The sequence below is a fragment of the Mycolicibacterium aichiense genome (assembly GCF_010726245.1).
GTDB classification, from domain to species: Bacteria; Actinomycetota; Actinomycetes; order Mycobacteriales; family Mycobacteriaceae; genus Mycobacterium; species Mycobacterium aichiense.
This window is the reverse complement of the sequence record NZ_AP022561.1, coordinates 1,136,861-1,153,037: the sequence shown is the minus strand read 5'-3', so window position 1 is coordinate 1,153,037 and position 16,177 is coordinate 1,136,861. Positions and strand designations below refer to the sequence as shown.

Annotated in this window: 20 protein-coding genes; 3 read left to right on the top strand and 17 right to left on the bottom strand. The window is 66.6% G+C overall.

Annotation, left to right across the window (positions count from 1 at the left end; genetic code table 11):
* Positions 1-62: 62 nt before the first annotated feature.
* The 4 genes from G6N32_RS05645 to G6N32_RS05630 form a co-directional block, all read right to left on the bottom strand.
* Positions 63-734, bottom strand: a complete 672-nt coding sequence (locus tag G6N32_RS05645; RefSeq protein WP_115316842.1) for a VldE C-terminal domain-containing protein — start codon at positions 732-734, stop codon at positions 63-65.
* Positions 735-781: 47 nt separating this feature from the next.
* Positions 782-1,816 carry a zinc-binding dehydrogenase gene (locus G6N32_RS05640; RefSeq protein WP_115316843.1) on the bottom strand — a complete coding sequence of 345 codons (1,035 nt, stop codon included), beginning with the start codon at positions 1,814-1,816 and terminating at the stop codon, positions 782-784.
* Positions 1,817-1,850: 34 nt separating this feature from the next.
* Positions 1,851-2,429: an HD domain-containing protein gene (locus G6N32_RS05635; protein ID WP_115318804.1), complete on the bottom strand. Its 579-nt coding sequence runs from the start codon at positions 2,427-2,429 to the stop codon at positions 1,851-1,853.
* Between the two features lie 62 nt (positions 2,430-2,491).
* Positions 2,492-2,698 (bottom strand): excalibur calcium-binding domain-containing protein, encoded by a 207-nt coding sequence (locus tag G6N32_RS05630; protein WP_232077517.1) that lies wholly within the window; start codon positions 2,696-2,698, stop codon positions 2,492-2,494.
* Between the two features lie 155 nt (positions 2,699-2,853).
* Between G6N32_RS05630 and G6N32_RS05625 the strand changes: the two genes are divergently transcribed.
* Positions 2,854-3,375: a hypothetical protein gene (locus tag G6N32_RS05625; RefSeq protein WP_115316844.1), complete on the top strand. Its 522-nt coding sequence runs from the start codon at positions 2,854-2,856 to the stop codon at positions 3,373-3,375.
* 42 nt (positions 3,376-3,417) lie between these two features.
* On the opposite strand, the gene G6N32_RS05620 is transcribed toward G6N32_RS05625, so the two are convergent.
* Positions 3,418-3,669, bottom strand: coding sequence for a hypothetical protein (locus tag G6N32_RS05620; RefSeq protein ID WP_115316845.1), 252 nt, complete (start codon positions 3,667-3,669; stop codon positions 3,418-3,420).
* Between the two features lie 139 nt (positions 3,670-3,808).
* Between G6N32_RS05620 and G6N32_RS05615 the strand changes: the two genes are divergently transcribed.
* Positions 3,809-4,273 (top strand): OsmC family protein, encoded by a 465-nt coding sequence (locus G6N32_RS05615; RefSeq protein WP_115316846.1) that lies wholly within the window; start codon positions 3,809-3,811, stop codon positions 4,271-4,273.
* Here the strand turns inward: G6N32_RS05615 and G6N32_RS05610 are convergent.
* The 11 genes from G6N32_RS05610 to alr all read right to left on the bottom strand — a co-directional run bounded on the left by G6N32_RS05610 (position 4,270) and on the right by alr (position 14,464).
* A complete protein-coding gene (locus tag G6N32_RS05610) occupies positions 4,270-4,632 on the bottom strand; it encodes an Rv1352/Rv1906c domain-containing protein (RefSeq protein WP_163789138.1) in 363 nt (120 codons plus the stop codon). The two genes, G6N32_RS05615 and G6N32_RS05610, sit on opposite strands and share 4 nt — an antisense overlap.
* A 39-nt stretch (positions 4,633-4,671) precedes the next feature.
* Positions 4,672-6,216: an adenylate/guanylate cyclase domain-containing protein gene (locus tag G6N32_RS05605; RefSeq protein WP_115316848.1), complete on the bottom strand. Its 1,545-nt coding sequence runs from the start codon at positions 6,214-6,216 to the stop codon at positions 4,672-4,674.
* Positions 6,217-6,275: 59 nt separating this feature from the next.
* Positions 6,276-7,898: a chaperonin GroEL gene (gene groL, locus G6N32_RS05600; RefSeq protein ID WP_115316849.1), complete on the bottom strand. Its 1,623-nt coding sequence runs from the start codon at positions 7,896-7,898 to the stop codon at positions 6,276-6,278.
* An 85-nt stretch (positions 7,899-7,983) separates the two neighbouring features.
* Positions 7,984-8,286 (bottom strand): co-chaperone GroES, encoded by a 303-nt coding sequence (groES, locus tag G6N32_RS05595; protein ID WP_036346100.1) that lies wholly within the window; start codon positions 8,284-8,286, stop codon positions 7,984-7,986.
* 210 nt (positions 8,287-8,496) lie between these two features.
* Positions 8,497-9,498, bottom strand: coding sequence for an alpha/beta fold hydrolase (locus tag G6N32_RS05590; protein WP_115316850.1), 1,002 nt, complete (start codon positions 9,496-9,498; stop codon positions 8,497-8,499).
* On the bottom strand, positions 9,498-10,538 hold the full coding sequence (gene tsaD, locus G6N32_RS05585) for a tRNA (adenosine(37)-N6)-threonylcarbamoyltransferase complex transferase subunit TsaD (RefSeq protein ID WP_115316851.1): 1,041 nt from the start codon (positions 10,536-10,538) through the stop codon (positions 9,498-9,500). The genes G6N32_RS05590 and tsaD overlap by 1 nt, the downstream gene beginning before the upstream one ends.
* On the bottom strand, positions 10,535-10,990 hold the full coding sequence (gene rimI / locus G6N32_RS05580) for a ribosomal protein S18-alanine N-acetyltransferase (protein WP_115316852.1): 456 nt from the start codon (positions 10,988-10,990) through the stop codon (positions 10,535-10,537). The genes tsaD and rimI overlap by 4 nt, the downstream gene beginning before the upstream one ends.
* Positions 10,987-11,631, bottom strand: a complete 645-nt coding sequence (gene tsaB / locus G6N32_RS05575) for a tRNA (adenosine(37)-N6)-threonylcarbamoyltransferase complex dimerization subunit type 1 TsaB (protein ID WP_115318806.1) — start codon at positions 11,629-11,631, stop codon at positions 10,987-10,989. Before tsaB ends, rimI begins: the two co-directional genes overlap by 4 nt.
* Positions 11,628-12,101, bottom strand: a complete 474-nt coding sequence (tsaE, locus tag G6N32_RS05570) for a tRNA (adenosine(37)-N6)-threonylcarbamoyltransferase complex ATPase subunit type 1 TsaE (protein WP_232077514.1) — start codon at positions 12,099-12,101, stop codon at positions 11,628-11,630. Before tsaE ends, tsaB begins: the two co-directional genes overlap by 4 nt.
* On the bottom strand, positions 12,094-13,293 hold the full coding sequence (locus G6N32_RS05565) for an alpha/beta fold hydrolase (protein WP_115316854.1): 1,200 nt from the start codon (positions 13,291-13,293) through the stop codon (positions 12,094-12,096). The genes tsaE and G6N32_RS05565 overlap by 8 nt, the downstream gene beginning before the upstream one ends.
* Entirely contained in the window at positions 13,283-14,464 is a 1,182-nt protein-coding gene (gene alr / locus G6N32_RS05560; protein WP_115316855.1) for an alanine racemase, read from the bottom strand. The genes G6N32_RS05565 and alr overlap by 11 nt, the downstream gene beginning before the upstream one ends.
* 100 nt (positions 14,465-14,564) lie before the next feature.
* On the opposite strand from alr, the gene G6N32_RS05555 reads away from it, so the two are divergent.
* Positions 14,565-15,380: a GntR family transcriptional regulator gene (locus G6N32_RS05555; protein WP_115316856.1), complete on the top strand. Its 816-nt coding sequence runs from the start codon at positions 14,565-14,567 to the stop codon at positions 15,378-15,380.
* On the opposite strand, the gene G6N32_RS05550 is transcribed toward G6N32_RS05555, so the two are convergent.
* Complete coding sequence (locus G6N32_RS05550) at positions 15,377-16,126, bottom strand: HAD family hydrolase (protein WP_232077512.1); 750 nt, start codon at positions 16,124-16,126, stop codon at positions 15,377-15,379. The genes G6N32_RS05555 and G6N32_RS05550 overlap by 4 nt on opposite strands.
* Between the last annotated feature and the right edge of the window lie 51 nt (positions 16,127-16,177).

Below are 16,177 nucleotides of genomic sequence, written 5' to 3'. Positions count from 1 at the left end.
TCAGTACCGTCACGCCCGCGATGGCCAGCACCGCCACCCGAACACTCGCGGTACGCACCTGCTTAGGCCGGCTCTGCTTGCATGGAGCCGAGGAAGTACGTCTCGCGCCCGGTCGGGTAGCCGCCGCCATCGGTGGCGATGTGAACGTGGTCGAAGTGGTTGGCGGTTTCGTTGCCATAGTCGGCGGTCCAGCTGGGCGCGCCGATCCCCGGGTAGAAGCCTTGGCGCCAGATCACGTGCAGCACGCCCCAGCGCTTGGCGTTCGCCAAGGCGAAACCGGCGATCTGGTTGCCGAGCTCGATCCCCTCCGGGGTGTGGTAGTTCGGGATCATCACGTCAATGGCCAGGCCATTGGGGTGCCACTTCAACGGATCCTGCCGGTAACCGCCGATGGTCTTGATCTCCAGGAACATCACGCTGATGGCGCGCGCCACCCAGACGGTGTGGATCTGCAGGCCCTGCTCGGGTGCGATACCCCGGGGCAACGCCAATTGGAAATTGCCGCCGGCGACGGGCGCGCTGGCGGCCAGCAATTCCGCTTCGGTGGGCGCAGCGATGGGCGGAATGTCGGCCGCGGCTACCGTCTGGGCGGCCGGCGAAATCGTCGGCGCCGCAACACAACACTTTGTTTCGGTGCTCTGGGCGTAGAACATCGCCCCGGCAACGGTCACCGAGGCCACCACGGCCAGCCAGCGACCTCGAGCGCCGGCGAACACGTTGACCACGAGCAGCACTTTACTGCGGCGGGCGTTGCCATGGGCAACCTTCGCCCATCCGCATGTCAGGGCTTGATCAGCACCTTGAGCGCTTCGCGGTCGGCCATCGAGCGGTAACCGCCGGGCGTCTCGTCCAGCCCGATCACGCGGTCGAAGACCCGGCCGGGCTCGATGACGCCCTCGAGGATGTCGGGCATGAGTTCTTCGATGTAGGCGCGCGCGGGTGCGGCACCACCGGTGAGGGTGATGTTGCGCATCATCGTGTCGAATCCCAATGGGACGTTGCGATATTGGGAGACACCGAGTCTACTGACCGCACCACCGGCGCGCACGGCCCCGAGCGCGGTGACGAGCGACTGCTCGGTGCCGACGCACTCGATGACGGCGTGGGTGCCGTCGCCACCGGTCAGTTCCCGAATCTTCTCGACGGCTTCGTCACCGCGTTCGGCCAAGACATCGGTGGCACCGAAATCGCGGCCCAGATCGGTCCTGTTGGTGTGGCGGCCGTTGAGGATGATCTGCTCGGCGCCGAGGCGTTTGGCCGCCAGCACCGCGCACAGCCCGACCGCACCGTCGCCGATGACGGTCACCGACGATCCCTTGCGCACCCGGGCGGTGACCGCGCCGTGGTGGCCGGTGCAGAACACATCGGACAACGTCAGCAGCGAGGGCATCAGCGCAGAGTCTTCGGCGACGGGAAGCTTCACCAGCGTGCCTTGCGCCTGAGGAACGCGCACCGCCTCGCCCTGTCCGCCGTCCACCCCGCGAGCGCCCCAGCCGCCACCGTGGCGACACGACGTCTGCAGGCCCTCGCGACAGAAGTCGCAGGTGTTGTCCGCCCAGACGAACGGCGCGACGACCAGATCACCGCGCGCAAGTCCCCCGACGTCGGCGCCGACGTCCTCGACGATGCCGATGAATTCATGGCCCATCCGGCGGCCGCCGTCCTTGTGCGGCATGGATTGGTACGGCCACAGGTCGCTGCCACAGATGCACGAGCGGGTGACCCGCACGATGGCGTCGGTGGGATCTTTCAGGACAGGATCCGGTACATCCTCGACGCGGACGTCGCCGGCCTCGTACATCAGGGTTGCGCGCATGTTTCGACACTATGCGCCGCGAGATTTCGCTCGCCTAGTGATCGAGCGGATTGGCCCTGATCCGCGCTGCCCCATCACTCGCGAGGGACGCCGCCGCGGCCCCATCCGGTTTGCGCCGGGCCTGATCGTCGAAGCAGGCCAGAAACTCTTCGCCGAATGCGAGCCGGGGATATTGCTCGAGCACCTCCGCGCGGGCCTGGGCACCGAACTCCTCGGGCCGCCGTCCCGCGACATCCCAAGCCGTCGCGACCTGCAAAAGGTGGGACTCGGGATCAGCGTTCGCGGGGACGTCATCGCGCATGTGCAAGACGATGATCTCCTCGGCCCGGGCTGCCCGATCGGCGGGCCAGCCGGCCGCCACCCCGAACACCCATGCGAGGTCGCCGCCGGCCTCCTCGAACGCCACGCGGTGACTGTCGAAGGGGTCGGTGAGTGCCAGGTCGTGCAGCATCGCCGAGACGAAGTAGAGTTCGTCGTCGAAGCTGATGTCGTGTGCGGCGGCGTATTTCACGCCCCAGACGTATGACCGCGCGCAGTGGTTGAACAGCGCCGGCGGGTAGAACCGGGTCGCCACAGAAGCTGCGGCCGTGGCCGCTGTCGTGGTGGGGAACATGAACTCAGATTGTCCCCCGCTCCAGGCCTGCTTCGGAAGGTTGTAGGCGAAAGGCTGATCGATCAGCACTCACACGCGAGGCCGTCGCTGTCACGGTCTTGGCTCGGCGTGTAGAGCGGGCTGTCGGTAGGGATATCGCAGTACCCGGCGGCTTTCGCGGCTGTGCAGTTCTTGAACGGTGCGGTGGGTTGCGCGTGGGCGGGTGCAGCGACCCCCACGGCGACGACACCGAACACCGACGCCGCGAGCAGCGCCACGGGCTTGATCACAATGAGTCCCTTCCAGTCGACTAACGAACGGCAGAATATTCAGAACAGCTGGTTCATTTACCGAAACGTCAGAATCGTGACCTCGACTTTTGCCGGTTCATGTAATTCCGGTGCCACAGGGACCGATCACATTCAGTGACGCAAGGAGGATTTATATGACAGCGGAGTGCCGGCGCGCGGCAATCACCATCGGTGCAGCCGTCGCCGCCTTGGCGTTGTCGTCTGCCGTCCCCGCGCTCGCCGATCCGCTGCCGGCCATCTGCGTCCCGGCCAACGTCGTCGACAACGTGTGCACCGCGCGGCTGACGTCAGTCACGGCCGACGCCGTCAACGGCACCATCACCGGCGCACCTGTCGGTGGCGGTGCGGCCATAACGCTCGCGGGACAAGGCGACGCGTATCTGAAGTCGGCGGGATTCGGTGATTCCGCACCTGAATCCGTTCAGCGCTGGGATTCCACCATCGACAACGTCAGCCGGCTCAGCGTCGACCAGTTCGATCCCAGTTGGTACGCCAATGCAAAGACCAGAGTGTTCATGCCCAGGACGCTGAATGACCTTGCCACGCAGTTCCCGCCGGATGTGCTGGTGGTCCGATTCACGACTGACGACGCCTCGCCGGGTGTGTTCCGCCTGGTGTCGATTCAGCCGACACCGCCGGGCAGCCCGATCAATTGAGCATGGCACCGGGCGTCGCGCGCCTCCGCCACTCGCGACCGGTCACTGGGAGAGTTGAACCCTGAAGTAGCCCCACAATGCCGCGACGAGTGCGCCAGCGAGAACTCCGATGCCGCCGGCCATGATCCCCAAGGCCAGAGAGACGGCCAACGGCAGGAACAGGTCGGCAACGTTCCTGAAGTAGATCGCAAGCCCGATACCGCCGAAGATGAAACCGACGATGCACGCGACACCGGCGTCTTTTCCCTTGGCCGATGGCATATTCCGCATCGCCTTCTCAACAGCATCAATCATTTCGTTCTCCCCGGGACCATCGACGGAAGTGCTGACGAGGTAAGCGTGAGCGACGCGCCTCGCGCGGACACGAGTAGCGACATACCTGATTTCTTGGACAAACAGGCCCGGGCCTGCTCAGTAGTGTTCGATTGCAGCCATGACGGCACAGAACATCAATAGCGACGCGACGTCGTCCGAGGGAACCGTGACGGTGGCAGAAACGGGCACCGGCACCTACACACAGACGATCACCGCCGGTAGGCATCAGCTGTTCGCGGACGAACCGCTGCCCATCGGCGACGATGCGGGGCCGACACCCTATGACTTGCTACTGGCGGGCCTGGGAGCGTGCACGTCGATGACGGTGCGGATGTACGCCAACAAGAAGGGCTGGCCGCTCGAGCGAGTAGAGGTATCCCTGCGACACAAGCGGATTCACGCCGAAGACTGTGCCGAGTGCGAGACCAAGAAAGGCTGGGTCAGCCACATCGATCGGACGATCACCCTCGTCGGCGCCCTCGATGACGCACAGCGCGAGCGTCTGCTGATGATCGCCGAGCGTTGCCCCGTGCACCAGACGCTGACGTCCGAGGTGGACATCGCGACATCGCTCGCCGTCTAGCCGACCCGAGTCCATGGCTGACAGTTGTGCGACTCGAACGCCCTCACCGTCGAATTGATCGCCGCGTTCATCGGGCCCACGGACATATTCGTGGCGACTACACGATCCTTGTTCGTGTCCGGCGTGCTGTAGGTGAACCACACGCACATCGAGTCCTGTGTCGGAACGTCGTTGATGTACAACACGAACGGAGATGCCGACCCGGTTGTGTTGTACAGCCCCGGCGTGATGTCAGCGCCGACGAGGAAGAAGCCCTCTCCGGGAATCGGGTCCAGCGGATCAGCACTCGCTGGTGCGGCACCCGCGATGGCGGCGGCAGCAGCGAGAATCAAAGCCCAAGGCTGGGCCGTTCGGCTCATCGTTCCTCCTTCGACTGAGATCTGCCGCGAAGCGCCCCATCAGTGCACTGGCTCGGTGCCGCTACCGATCTCAACAATTCCGCTCTCCGCCGGGTCGAGGCCGAACACTCGCGTTGGCGCCGATTTGCCCTTCAGTGCGTGGACGCCTCGGTCGGCCAGTCCCGCGGGGCGGGTCAGGAAGGCCTCGACGGTCTGCTGCGTAAGAAGGATGGCGTCACCGGTGGTCTTGGTGAGCTGCTCGACACGAGCCGCGACGTTCGTGGTGTCGCCGATCAATGTGAACTCGAGATGACTTCCCGCACCGATGGTTCCGGCGATCACCTTGCCCGTATTGATGCCGATCCCGATCCGGAGTTCACCGCCGAAGCGCTCGGCGACGAGTCGGTGAATCCGCACCGCCGCAGCCGCCGCGGCGTCCGCATGATCGGCAAGATCATTGGGCGCGCCGAACACGACCATGGCGCCATCACCGAGGAATTTGTTGATGTGCCCGCTGGCGTCGACCACGGCAGGAACCACTATCTCGAAGAGTGCATTGAGGCGAGCGACGGTGTCCTCCGCGGTATTGGCCTCGGCGAACGGGGTGAAGTCACGGACGTCGATGAACATCACCGTCACCTCACGGCGCTCACCGGTGAAGATGTCGTCACCCTGTTCGAGCAGTCGCGCCGCCAAGACGGGATCGACATACGTCCCGAACGCTGCCTGAAGTCGTTGCCGCTCAGTCAAACCCGCCTGCATCCGGTTGAACGATGCCGCCAGCGCGCCAAGATCGTCGTCTTGTACCACCGGCAGGCGTCGGCTGAAATCACCGGCGGCAACTCGCAATGTTGCTGCGGTGAGGTCGTGAATGGGTTGTAGGAGTGGAGAATACGCGGCCCAAAGCGACGGGCCGACGACGAGAACCAGCACACCACCGATCAGCATTGCCAGAAGTGGGCCATGCCTGGCCACGTCCAACACTGCTCCCAGAATCGCGCCCACGACGGCAAATGCGAAGCCCACCCCCAGCATGGCCGCAGTGGTCCAGGTGGCGAAGGCCGGACGGGAGCGTGGAAGGTAATCGCCGATCTCGGTGTCCGAGACCATCGCAGCCCTGGCGGGTCTCAGGGTCGATTCGACGTAACTGTGGTTCACGATCAGTTGGCCTGCGGTGCCGGCGATGGCGCCGACAACCGCATAGTGGACGAGCCGTGACACGCTGGCGCCGGCGATCATCCCGACCGCGACGAACTGCGCAGCAACCCAGGGGAAGGTGAACAACATTCCCCTGACGATGAGTTTGCGGCCATAGTCGTAGGTGGCGCGCAGTGCGGTCTCCCGGTCAACGCCCTCTCCGGCGGCCCATCGCTCGATGATGCGGGGATCCTTCCCGCCCGGAATCACGACAGTGAACAGGTACCCGAGCACCACGACCGCGGTCACCGCGGCAGCCTCGACGTAGCGGTCGGACCGTTCGAAGGCGACGATGGCCAACGACCAGGCGACATACACCGGGTACGCCAGAAGGAAGGTGAGCAACCACGCGGCCCACGAGTACCGGGACTTGAACCGGTCCCAGGCCGCCTGCCAGATGCGTTCCATGCCGATAACGAAAACACCCCCGGCCTGGTGACCGGGGGTGTTTCGTAGCTACGAATTACTTAGTGCGCGTGGCCGTGATGACCGTGGCCGGCGTGCTCATCGGCGTCGACCGGCTTGTCCACGATTGCGGTCTCGGTCGTGAGCACCATGCGCGCCACCGACGCGGCGTTGAGCACCGCGGAGCGGGTCACCTTCACCGGGTCGATCACACCGTCGGCGATCAGGTCGCCGTAGGTCAGTGTGGCGGCGTTGAAGCCGTGGCCGTCCGGCAGTTCGCTGACCTTGTTGACCACGACGGCCCCGTCGAAACCGGCGTTGGCGGCGATCCAGAACAGCGGAGCCGACAACGAGGAGGCGAACACCTCGACACCCAGCGCCTCGTCACCGGACACCTGCCCGCGCAGCGCATCGAGCGCCTTGTTGGCCTGAACCAAGGCACTGCCACCACCGGCGACGATGCCCTCCTCGACCGCGGCCTTGGCCGCCGAGACGGCGTCCTCGACCCGGTGCTTGCGCTCCTTGAGGGAGGTCTCGGTAGCCGCGCCGACCTTGATCACCGCGACGCCGCCGGCCAGCTTCGCCAGCCGCTCCTGCAGCTTCTCGCGGTCCCAGTCGGATTCGCTGGCCTCGATCTCGCTCTTGAGCTGCTTGACGCGGCCCGCGATCGCATCGGCGGAACCGCCGCCGTCGACGATCACGGTGTCGTCCTTGCTGACCACCACGCGGCGCGCGGTGCCCAGCACGTCGAGGCCGGCCTCACGCAACAGAAGACCGACGTCGGGGTTGACCACCTGGCCACCGGTCACGACCGCCAGGTCGTCGAGGAAAGCCTTGCGGCGATCACCGAAGAACGGGGCCTTGACCGCCACGGCCTTGAGCGTCTTGCGAATGGCGTTGACGACCAACGTCGACAGCGCCTCACCCTCGACGTCCTCGGCGACGATCAGCAGCGGCTTACCGGCCTGCGCGACCTTCTCCAGCAGCGGCAGCAGGTCAGGCAGGGAGCTGATCTTGTCGCGGTGCAGCAGCACCAGCGCGTCCTCGAGAACGGCTTCCTGCGAGTCGAAATCGGTGACGAAGTAGGCCGAGATGAAGCCCTTGTCGAAACCGACGCCGTCGGTGATCTCCAGCTCGGTGTTCATGGTCGAGGATTCCTCGACGCTGACCACGCCGTCGGCACCGACCTTCGTCATCGCCTCGCCGACCATCTCGCCGACCTCTGCGTCACGCGAGGAGACGGTGGCAATCTGGCCGATGCCGGTCTTGCCGGCCACCGGCTTGGCCGAAGCCAGCAGCGCCTCGGACACGGCGTCGGCCGCCCGGCCGATGCCCGAACCCAGTGCGATCGGGTTCGCGCCCGCGGCGACGTTGCGCAGACCGTTCTTGATGATGGCCTGGGCCAGCACGGTGGCCGTGGTGGTGCCGTCGCCGGCCACGTCGTTGGTCTTGGTGGCCACCGACTTCACCAGCTGCGCGCCGAGGTTCTCGAAGGGATCCTCGAGCTCGATCTCGCGGGCGATGGTCACTCCGTCGTTGGTGACCGTCGGGCCGCCGAACGACTTGGCGAGCACCACATGTCGTCCACGCGGACCCAGCGTCACCTTCACGGCGTCAGCGAGCTTGTCGACGCCGACCTCCATCGCCCGCCGTGCGGTTTCGTCGAACTCAATCAATTTGCTCATATGTCAGTCCTGATTTCGCTTAAGCGCGTTCCGCCCCGGAAACCACCCGCATGACAACGGGGATCTCCGGGGCGGTTCACGGTTGCTACTTGTTGACGACCGCCAGCACGTCGCGGGCCGACAGGATCAAGTACTCCTCGCCGTTGTACTTGATCTCGGTGCCGCCGTACTTGCTGTAGATGACGGTGTCGCCCTCGGCGACGTCCAGCGGAATCCGCTTCTCGCCGTCCTCGTCCCAGCGGCCGGGGCCGACGGCAACGACGGTGCCTTCCTGCGGCTTCTCCTTGGCGGTGTCCGGGATGACCAGACCCGACGCGGTGGTCGTCTCGGCCTCATTGGCCTGTACGAGGATCTTGTCCTCGAGTGGCTTGATGTTCACGGCCACGATGGAGTCCTCCACTTAGTTAACTTGTTGCCGGGGCGAGTGCGCCCGGACCAGTCGGAATTACCAGGTGTTCGGCATACGTCCGTGTCCTCGCGTCGTCGTCGCGGGTGCCGACGCAGGGTGTTGTCCGTAAGCCACCTAGCACTCTATACATGCGAGTGCTAGCACTCAAGGGTGGCCTGCTGCCTATTCGCCCAGAGCGGACGCCGCAGGTCAGTCAGAAAGCTCGTGACGGACGCGTAAGTCGCCAAAAAACGCGCTGACCAGTGCATTGAACAGATCGGCGCGCTCCCATTGCAGGAAGTGCCCGGCGCCGGGCAGTACGACTGGTCCGGTCCGGTTGGTGAACGCGACCTCGCAGAAGTGCACGAACTCCGGACCGACGACGTGGTCGTCCATTCCGTAGAGGATCAGGGTTGGCACATCGACTTTGCGGTCCATGATCGGCGTCTCGCTGACCGGGCGGCCATGCGCCAACTGGTAGACGGCCCACCCGGCCCGCAGCCGCTCCTCGCTGTCGAAGGGCTCGGTCATGAAGTCGACGTCGGGCGAGCTGAACGTGCCCGGCGAGGCCCACAACCGGTGGCCGTACATCTCCCCGATGTAGCGCCGCCGCTTGTCCGGGGTGTCGAGCTCGGCGGCCAGCTCGTCCGGGGTGGCGCCTTGGCGCTGACGGTAGTCGCCGGTCGGACCGTCACTCAGGATGCTCATCGGGTCCAGCCCCGCCGCGACATAGTCGTCGAACACCAGCGGCGGCACGGTGTCGAAGAACACCAGCTTGTCGACGAACCCGGGATAGCGGTGCAACAGATCCACTGCGACCACCCCACCGACGTCGCCGCCGACGACTCCGCACCGGTCGTGACCCAGGACGTCGTGCACCAGCAGGTAGACGTCTCGGCTGTAGGCCGCGATGTCGTACACGTCGTCGGCCGACACGTCGGAGTCACCGTGCCCGCGCAGGTCCGGGGCGATCACCTCGTAGCCGGCTTCGGCGAGCGCGGCGATATTGCGCCACCAGATTCGCTTGGTCTCCGGATAGCCGTGCAATAACAGCAATGGATACCCGGCCCCACCTTGAGCGCCTTCGCGAACGTAGCCCAGCGTCAGGCCGTCCCGGCCCGGGGTGGGCGGCACCGCGTCGCGGTGGACGGTGAAGGCACCGGGCTCCGGAGTGGGCGGTTGCGCGGGCCGAAGCCGAAGGTCGTAGTGCATCACCGACCGGCCCGGCCGGCGGTGACCTGGCCCGCGACGACCGGCAGACCCGGGTCGCTGCGCGCATCCAACGGCGACGGAGCCGCGCCGGCGGCGATCAGGTGGGCGGCAAATGAGGCGATCATCGCCCCGTTGTCGGTGCACAACCGCGGTCGGGGCACTCGGAGCGTCAAACCGGCTTCGGCGCAACGTTCTTCGGCCAGCTCGCGCAGCCGCGAGTTGGCTGCCACTCCGCCGGCGATGAGCAGTGTCGACACCCCGAGCTCGGTAGCGGCTCGTACCGCCTTGGCGGTGAGCACATCGGCGACGGCTTCCTGGAACCCGGCGGCGACGTCGGCGGTCGGCGCGTCGGGATGGCGTTCGACGTGGCGAGCCACGGCGGTCTTGAGCCCGGAGAACGAGAACGCGAACGGTTCGTCACGTGGGCCGGTCATGCCGCGCGGGAAGACAATCGCGGTCCGATCACCGGTGCGCGCCAACTCGTCCAGCGGCCGCCCGCCCGGATAGCCAAGACCGAGGAGCCTGGCCACCTTGTCGTAGGCCTCCCCCGCCGCATCGTCGACGGTGCTGCCCAGCTCGACGATCGGCTCGCCCAGTGAGCGCACGTGCAGTAGATGGGTGTGCCCACCGGACACCAGCAACCCAACACATTCCGGCAGTGGGCCGTGGTCGTATACGTCGGCTGCGAGGTGCCCGCCGAGGTGGTTGACGGCGTAGAAGGGCACACCCCACGCGGCGGCATACGCCTTGGCGGCGGCCACCCCGACCAGCAGGGCACCGGCCAGTCCGGGCCCGATCGTGGCCGCGACCACGTCGGGCTTGTCGATGCCGGCGGTCCGCATCGCCCGGCGCATGGTGGGTCCGAGCGCTTCGAGGTGGGCGCGGGATGCGATCTCGGGGACCACTCCGCCGAACCGGGCGTGTTCGTCGACACTGGAGGCCACCTCGTCGGCCAGCAGTGTGACGGTGCCGTCATCGTCGAGTCGCGCGATACCGACTCCTGTCTCGTCGCAGGAGCTTTCGATGGCCAAGATTTTCATTGCGGATCCCGTCGCATGGTGTAGGCATCGGCGCCGCTGGCCTGGTAATACCGCTTGCGCACACCCATCTTCGTGAACCCGAGGCTGGTGTACAGCGCGATCGCCGGCTCGTTGTCGGTGCGGACCTCCAGGAACACCGTCGACTTCGGGCCGACCTCGCCGAGCAGCTCGACCATCATCTGACGGCCGATCCCCTGGCCCTGGTAAGCGGGATCGACGCCCACAGTGTGGATCTCGTATTCGAACGGCGGGATGCGGCCCAACCGGGAGATACCGGCGTAGCCGACCAGCTTGTCGTCGACCCGGGCAGCGATGTACCGGTTGTGCGGCGCGGCGAGTTCACGCACAAATGCGAAATCCGGCCATGGATCGTCGCCGTCGAAGAGCAGGCTCTCCAACTCGGCGCAGCGGGCGGCGTCGGTCTTGTGCAACGGGCCGTAACGAATGGTCATCGCAGAACTCCGCGTTCGGCGAGGGTCTTCGCGTCCGGGCGGCGCAGGTACAGCGGAACCAGCGGCGCCGGGGCCCTATCCCAATCTGTAACGGCGGCAACCAGTCCCGCCGCTGCCGGGTAGGCGGGACCGATTACCGGCAGGCCGAACAGCGCGGCGTGATCCGGCGATCCCGCCACGCACTCGGCTTCGCCGACCGGTACGTCGGCGGCAGCGGCGACATCAGGACCCCCGACTCGAATCCCATCTGCGTATTGCGCCCAGTACACCTCACGACGACGGGCATCGGTGACCACCAGGACCGCGCCGGAAGTCTGTGTGCCGATGCCGTCCAGGCTGCACACCCCGAACACCGGCCGATCCAACGCGTGACCGTAGGCGGCCGCGGTGGCCATCCCGACCCGAAGGCCGGTGAAAGGACCTGGGCCGCAACCCACTACGACGGCATCGAGATCGGGCATGGTCAAACCGGCTTCCGACACTGCCGCGACCACATTGGGGGTCAGCGTCTCGGCATGAGCGCGGGCGTCGAGGGTGATCCGCTCCGCGGCCACTGTCGGGCTGCCGGAGCCGTCGCGAACCACCACCGCGGCAGTGACCGCCGGCGTGGCGGTGTCGATGACAAGGACGGTGCGGATCATCGGTAGTTCCATCGCCATGTCGCCGTGCGCACTTCGTTCTCGGAGCTACGCTCCAACCTGACGTCGAGATGATTCTCCGAGAGTCGCTCGGCCAGGCCCTCGCCCCATTCGACCACCACGACGGCGTCCTCGAGGTCGGCGTCGAGATCCAGCGAATCGAGTTCGGCCAGCAGATCGGCACCGGTGTGTTCGAGGAGCCGGTAGACGTCGACGTGCACGAGTTCCGGGGCTCCCGGCCGACGCGCCCGATGCACGCGCGCCAGCACGAACGTCGGTGAGGTCACCGGACCCTCCACATCCATGCCGGCCGCAATCCCCTTGGTGAAAGCGGTCTTCCCGGCACCCAGCGGCCCGGACAGCACAACGACGTCACCGGCCCGCAGTTGCCTGCCGAACTGTTCGCCGAGCGCAATCGTGTCCTCCACAGTGGGCAGCTGGCGGGTGCCGTCCTGCACCTTCGTGCTATCCACGGTTGCGGTCCTTGAGTCGTCGGGCGAAGGCCACCAGCTTCGACGGGGTCGCACGCTCGACCAGGGCCACCAGCGCATCGTTGATCAGCTCGGGCTGCTCCAGCTGCACGAGATGCCCGGCTCCCGGCACGATCAGCAATTCACTGTTGGGCAGCACCGCCGCCATCTCCTCGGAGTGCACCATCGGCGTGAGCACATCGTGGTCACCGCAGGCGATCAAAGTCGGGATTCGGGCCAGAACGGGCAGCGCCGCACTCTCGTCGTGGACCTCCAAAGCGTGCAGGAACTCCACCAGGGTTGCGATCGGCGTGTCGTGAATCATCTTCTCGGAGAACGCGACAACACTCGGGCTCATATGGTCGTCGCCATACGAGGCGGCTCGCAGGATGGGGCGAATCACCGAGCGCGCCGCACCGCGGGTGCGGTGAACCAGTTTGGGCGCATACCGGGCGGCGAAGCGCACCGCCTCCAGCGCCGGGTTCTGCAGAATCTCGCCCAGCGGTGAGCGGGACAGCCCTTCAGCGGCTGACGAGATCAGCGCCGCACCGACGATCCGGCTGCCGTAATGCTCGGGGAACTGGCGGGCGTGCGAGAGCACGGTCATACCGCCCATCGAGTGCCCTACGAGTACGACCGGGCCGCGCGGAACCATCACTTGCAGAACGGTTTCCAGGTCCTTGCCCAGTTGATCCACCGTGTAGGTGTCGACGGGTGCGGCGCTGGACTGACCGTGGCCGCGCTGGTCGTAGAACACCATCCGGACCTGATCGCCCCACCGGGACGCCAATGCCGCACGCTGGAAATGGAACGATCCCATCTGCAGGCAGAATCCGTGCGCGAACACCACGGTCAACGGAGCGGTGGTGGGTCCGACCTCGCGAACGACCAGCGGGATGCCGTCCGGGGTGGTCACCACGCAACCGCGGTCAGCGTCGAGCAGCCCGAAATCCTCGCGCTGATAGACGTCTTCGACGCCGGAACGCTGTCCGAACGAACGAGCCGCCGACACGCCGGCAACCGTACCGACCGCGCCAAGACCGGCGACGCCGGCCAGCAGACCGGCGCGCTTGCCGACGCCGAGACCTGGATGGTCTGCCTTGCGCGCCAACCGCTCTGCGCTCTTCTCGGCGCGGCGGGCCAGCCGCTGATCGATACCGCGCGGCTTGGGATTCCTCTCCTCGTCACTGCCCATCGGCGCCGGGCTCCCGATACGTACGCACCACGCGTCCACGCGGACTGGTGACCACCTCGTAGTGGATGGTGCCGAGCAGGTCGGCCCAATCCTGGGCGGTCTGTTCGCCGGATGTGCCCGGGCCGAACAGGATCGCCTCGTCCCCGGCCGCGACACCGGGTTCGCCCGGACCGAGATCGACGACGAACTGGTCCATGCAGACCCGTCCGACGCTGCGGCGCAGCCGACCGTTGATCAGGATCTCGATGCGGCCGCCGAGTGTGCGATAGAGCCCGTCGGCGTACCCGATGGGCAGCAACGCCAGATTGGTGTCCTGTTCCGCGATCCAGGTGTGGCCGTACGACACACCGTCGCCGGCCTTGACCGGCTTGACCATCGCAACAGTGCATCGGAGCGTCATGGCCGGGCGCAAGCCCATGTCGCCGCGGTCCGGAATGGGGCTCAGCCCGTAGACCGCGATGCCGGGGCGGACCATGTCGAATGCCAGATCCGGGCGGGTCATCGCCGACGGCGAGTTGGACAGGTGTGCGACGTCGAATTCGATTCCCCGCGAACGCGCTTCGGCGATCATCGCGGTAAAGCGCTGCGCCTGAAGGTCGTTGAGCGGGTCGTCCGGGACATCGCCGTTGGCGAGATGCGACATGATGCCCCGCAGCCGGATCGCGTCGGCTGCCACGGCGCGCTGGAGTTCGGTCAACAGCGCGGGGTAGTCGGCGGCGCTGACCCCGTTGCGGTTGAGTCCGGTGTCGACCTTGACAGTGACCTCCGCGGTGTTCCCGGTGCGTTCCACGGCGTCGAGCACCGCACCGACCTGATGCACCGATGACACGGCGACTCCGACGTCGGCGGTCACCGCCGGGGCGAAGTCGGTACCCGGCGGGTGCAGCCACGCCAGTACCGGCGCCGTGATGCCACCCTGGCGCAGCGTCAGCGCCTCGTCGATCGTGGCCACTCCCAGCTCGGCGGCACCGGCGTCGATCGCCGCGCGGCCGGCCGCAACGGCACCGTGGCCATAAGCGTCGGCTTTGACCACCGCCATCACCTGGGCGGAGCCCGCGTGCTCACGCAGAACGCGCACATTGTGGGCGATCGCCCCCAGATCGACGATCGCTTCGGCGCCGGGGCGCCAAACCTGGGTGTGCGTCGACGGGGTCAACGAAGTCGTGTGCATGGTCTCCTCACCGTCGCCAATTGTCCCAGAAACCGACACGGGAGCCCGCATAGGGCGCTGACCTGTCATTTCGTGCCGACAGGGGCGGTAGAGTCGGCCCATGCGGGTGCTGTCGATGGACGACGCCGTCCTGGCCGAACGTCCCGACCTGAGCGGGCCGTCCGAGCAGCCGGCCCATGCCCGAATCGCCATCTGGCTGGAGAAACTGATCGTGTCCGGTGCGTTGGCGCCCGGCGACAAGTTGCCTGCCGAGGTCGAGATCGCCGGTGCGCTCGGCGTGAGCCGGATGACGCTGCGCCAGGCGCTGGCAGCCATCGAAGCCAAGGGACTGATCCGGCGCAGCCGGGGACGATTCGGGGGCAACTTCGTCGAGACACCGAGGCTGGAGTTCGATCACATCGGCCTACCCGGGTTCACCGAGCAGTTGCGCAGGCTGGATATGGCCGCAGGCGCCCGGGTGATCGGCGCGGTGACCCGCCCAGCGACCGCCGTGGTGCGCCAGGCCCTGCGGCTCAAGCGGGGCGCCCAGGTGCACAAGATCGTTCGGATGCGCTCGGCCAACAACACGCCGGTGCTGATCGAGGAGACGTACCTTCCGGCCGCCCGGTTTCCCGGCTTGCTGTCCGCCGACCTGACCGGCTCGATCTACGCGCTGATGGCCGACGAATTCGACACCCCGCTGCGTTCGGCGGACGAGCACATCGAGGCGGTGCCGGCCAGCGAGTCGTCCGCCGCGCTGCTGGGCGTGGCGATCGGCGACCCACTGCTTCTGGTGACCCGAACCGCCTACGACCGCAACGATGTTCCGGTCGAATTCTCCTACGACTATTTCCGGTCCGACCGCACCCGGATCCGGGTCAAGTCCGGCGTCGACCGCGGACCCGACGCCGCAGTGGAGACCTCGCCCGCGTCCTAACGTCGCAGCGACGGCAGCACGTGCTCGACGATGTCGACGGACAGCCGCGGGACCATCGCCGGCGCCACCGCGGCGAGCTCGTCACTGGGCTCGACGGCAACCGCGATGCATCCCATCCCCGCGGCGAGCGCACCGCGCACTCCCGGGACCGAATCTTCGAAGACGATGACTTGTTCTGGTGCACAACCGATGTGGGCAGCACCGGAAAGAAACCCTTCCGGGTCCGGCTTGCCGCGGGTGACGTCCTCCTCGGCGACGACCACCCGGATCAGCGCACCGACCGGGCTGGTCGACAACACGGCCGCGACGTCATCGCGCTGCGCCCCGGTGACGATGGCCATCGGCACGTCGTGTTCGGCCAGCAGCTGGACCAGCCGCACCGTGTCGGGCCGGATCGGGTTGTCACCGGCAACGAGGTCGCGGTAACGGTGCTTGCGCAGTTCGAGTAGCGCGTCGACGTCGTGGCCGCCCGCGCCGGTGATCTCCAGGGCCTTCTCAACGATCTCGCGGTCGCTGTGGCCCAGCAGGTGCTTGTCGTAGTCCTGCTGCGTCATCGCCCAGTCGAGGTGCTCATCGAACAGCTCGCTGAAGATACGGAACAGGATCGGCTCGTCATCGGACAACGTCCCGTTGAAGTCGAAGATCACCGCGGGCTGCGGAACAGCTGCCCAGCCGGTGATTACCTCGCGAGCCAGACGGGCATCCGGATAGATCGGCACGGCCGAGTGAATCACTGGCACCGCCACAAGTCAATAGTCTAGTCTTTTACGCGCGACACACTTCCAGCGCAAGGATGT

What these genes read in the sequence shown, in the direction of transcription:
- G6N32_RS05640 (WP_115316843.1), bottom strand. Translation starts at nt 1,816, where the DNA reads ATGCGCGCAACCCTGATGTACGAGGCCGGCGACGTCCGCGTCGAGGAT.
- G6N32_RS05635 (WP_115318804.1), bottom strand. Translation starts at nt 2,429, where the DNA reads ATGTTCCCCACCACGACAGCGGCCACGGCCGCAGCTTCTGTGGCGACC.
- G6N32_RS05625 (WP_115316844.1), top strand. Translation starts at nt 2,854, where the DNA reads ATGACAGCGGAGTGCCGGCGCGCGGCAATCACCATCGGTGCAGCCGTC.
- G6N32_RS05620 (WP_115316845.1), bottom strand. Translation starts at nt 3,669, where the DNA reads ATGATTGATGCTGTTGAGAAGGCGATGCGGAATATGCCATCGGCCAAG.
- G6N32_RS05615 (WP_115316846.1), top strand. Translation starts at nt 3,809, where the DNA reads ATGACGGCACAGAACATCAATAGCGACGCGACGTCGTCCGAGGGAACC.
- G6N32_RS05610 (WP_163789138.1), bottom strand. Translation starts at nt 4,632, where the DNA reads ATGAGCCGAACGGCCCAGCCTTGGGCTTTGATTCTCGCTGCTGCCGCC.
- G6N32_RS05605 (WP_115316848.1), bottom strand. Translation starts at nt 6,216, where the DNA reads ATGGAACGCATCTGGCAGGCGGCCTGGGACCGGTTCAAGTCCCGGTAC.
- groL (WP_115316849.1), bottom strand. Translation starts at nt 7,898, where the DNA reads ATGAGCAAATTGATTGAGTTCGACGAAACCGCACGGCGGGCGATGGAG.
- G6N32_RS05590 (WP_115316850.1), bottom strand. Translation starts at nt 9,498, where the DNA reads ATGCACTACGACCTTCGGCTTCGGCCCGCGCAACCGCCCACTCCGGAG.
- tsaD (WP_115316851.1), bottom strand. Translation starts at nt 10,538, where the DNA reads ATGAAAATCTTGGCCATCGAAAGCTCCTGCGACGAGACAGGAGTCGGT.
- rimI (WP_115316852.1), bottom strand. Translation starts at nt 10,990, where the DNA reads ATGACCATTCGTTACGGCCCGTTGCACAAGACCGACGCCGCCCGCTGC.
- tsaB (WP_115318806.1), bottom strand. Translation starts at nt 11,631, where the DNA reads ATGATCCGCACCGTCCTTGTCATCGACACCGCCACGCCGGCGGTCACT.
- G6N32_RS05565 (WP_115316854.1), bottom strand. Translation starts at nt 13,293, where the DNA reads ATGGGCAGTGACGAGGAGAGGAATCCCAAGCCGCGCGGTATCGATCAG.
- alr (WP_115316855.1), bottom strand. Translation starts at nt 14,464, where the DNA reads ATGCACACGACTTCGTTGACCCCGTCGACGCACACCCAGGTTTGGCGC.
- G6N32_RS05555 (WP_115316856.1), top strand. Translation starts at nt 14,565, where the DNA reads ATGCGGGTGCTGTCGATGGACGACGCCGTCCTGGCCGAACGTCCCGAC.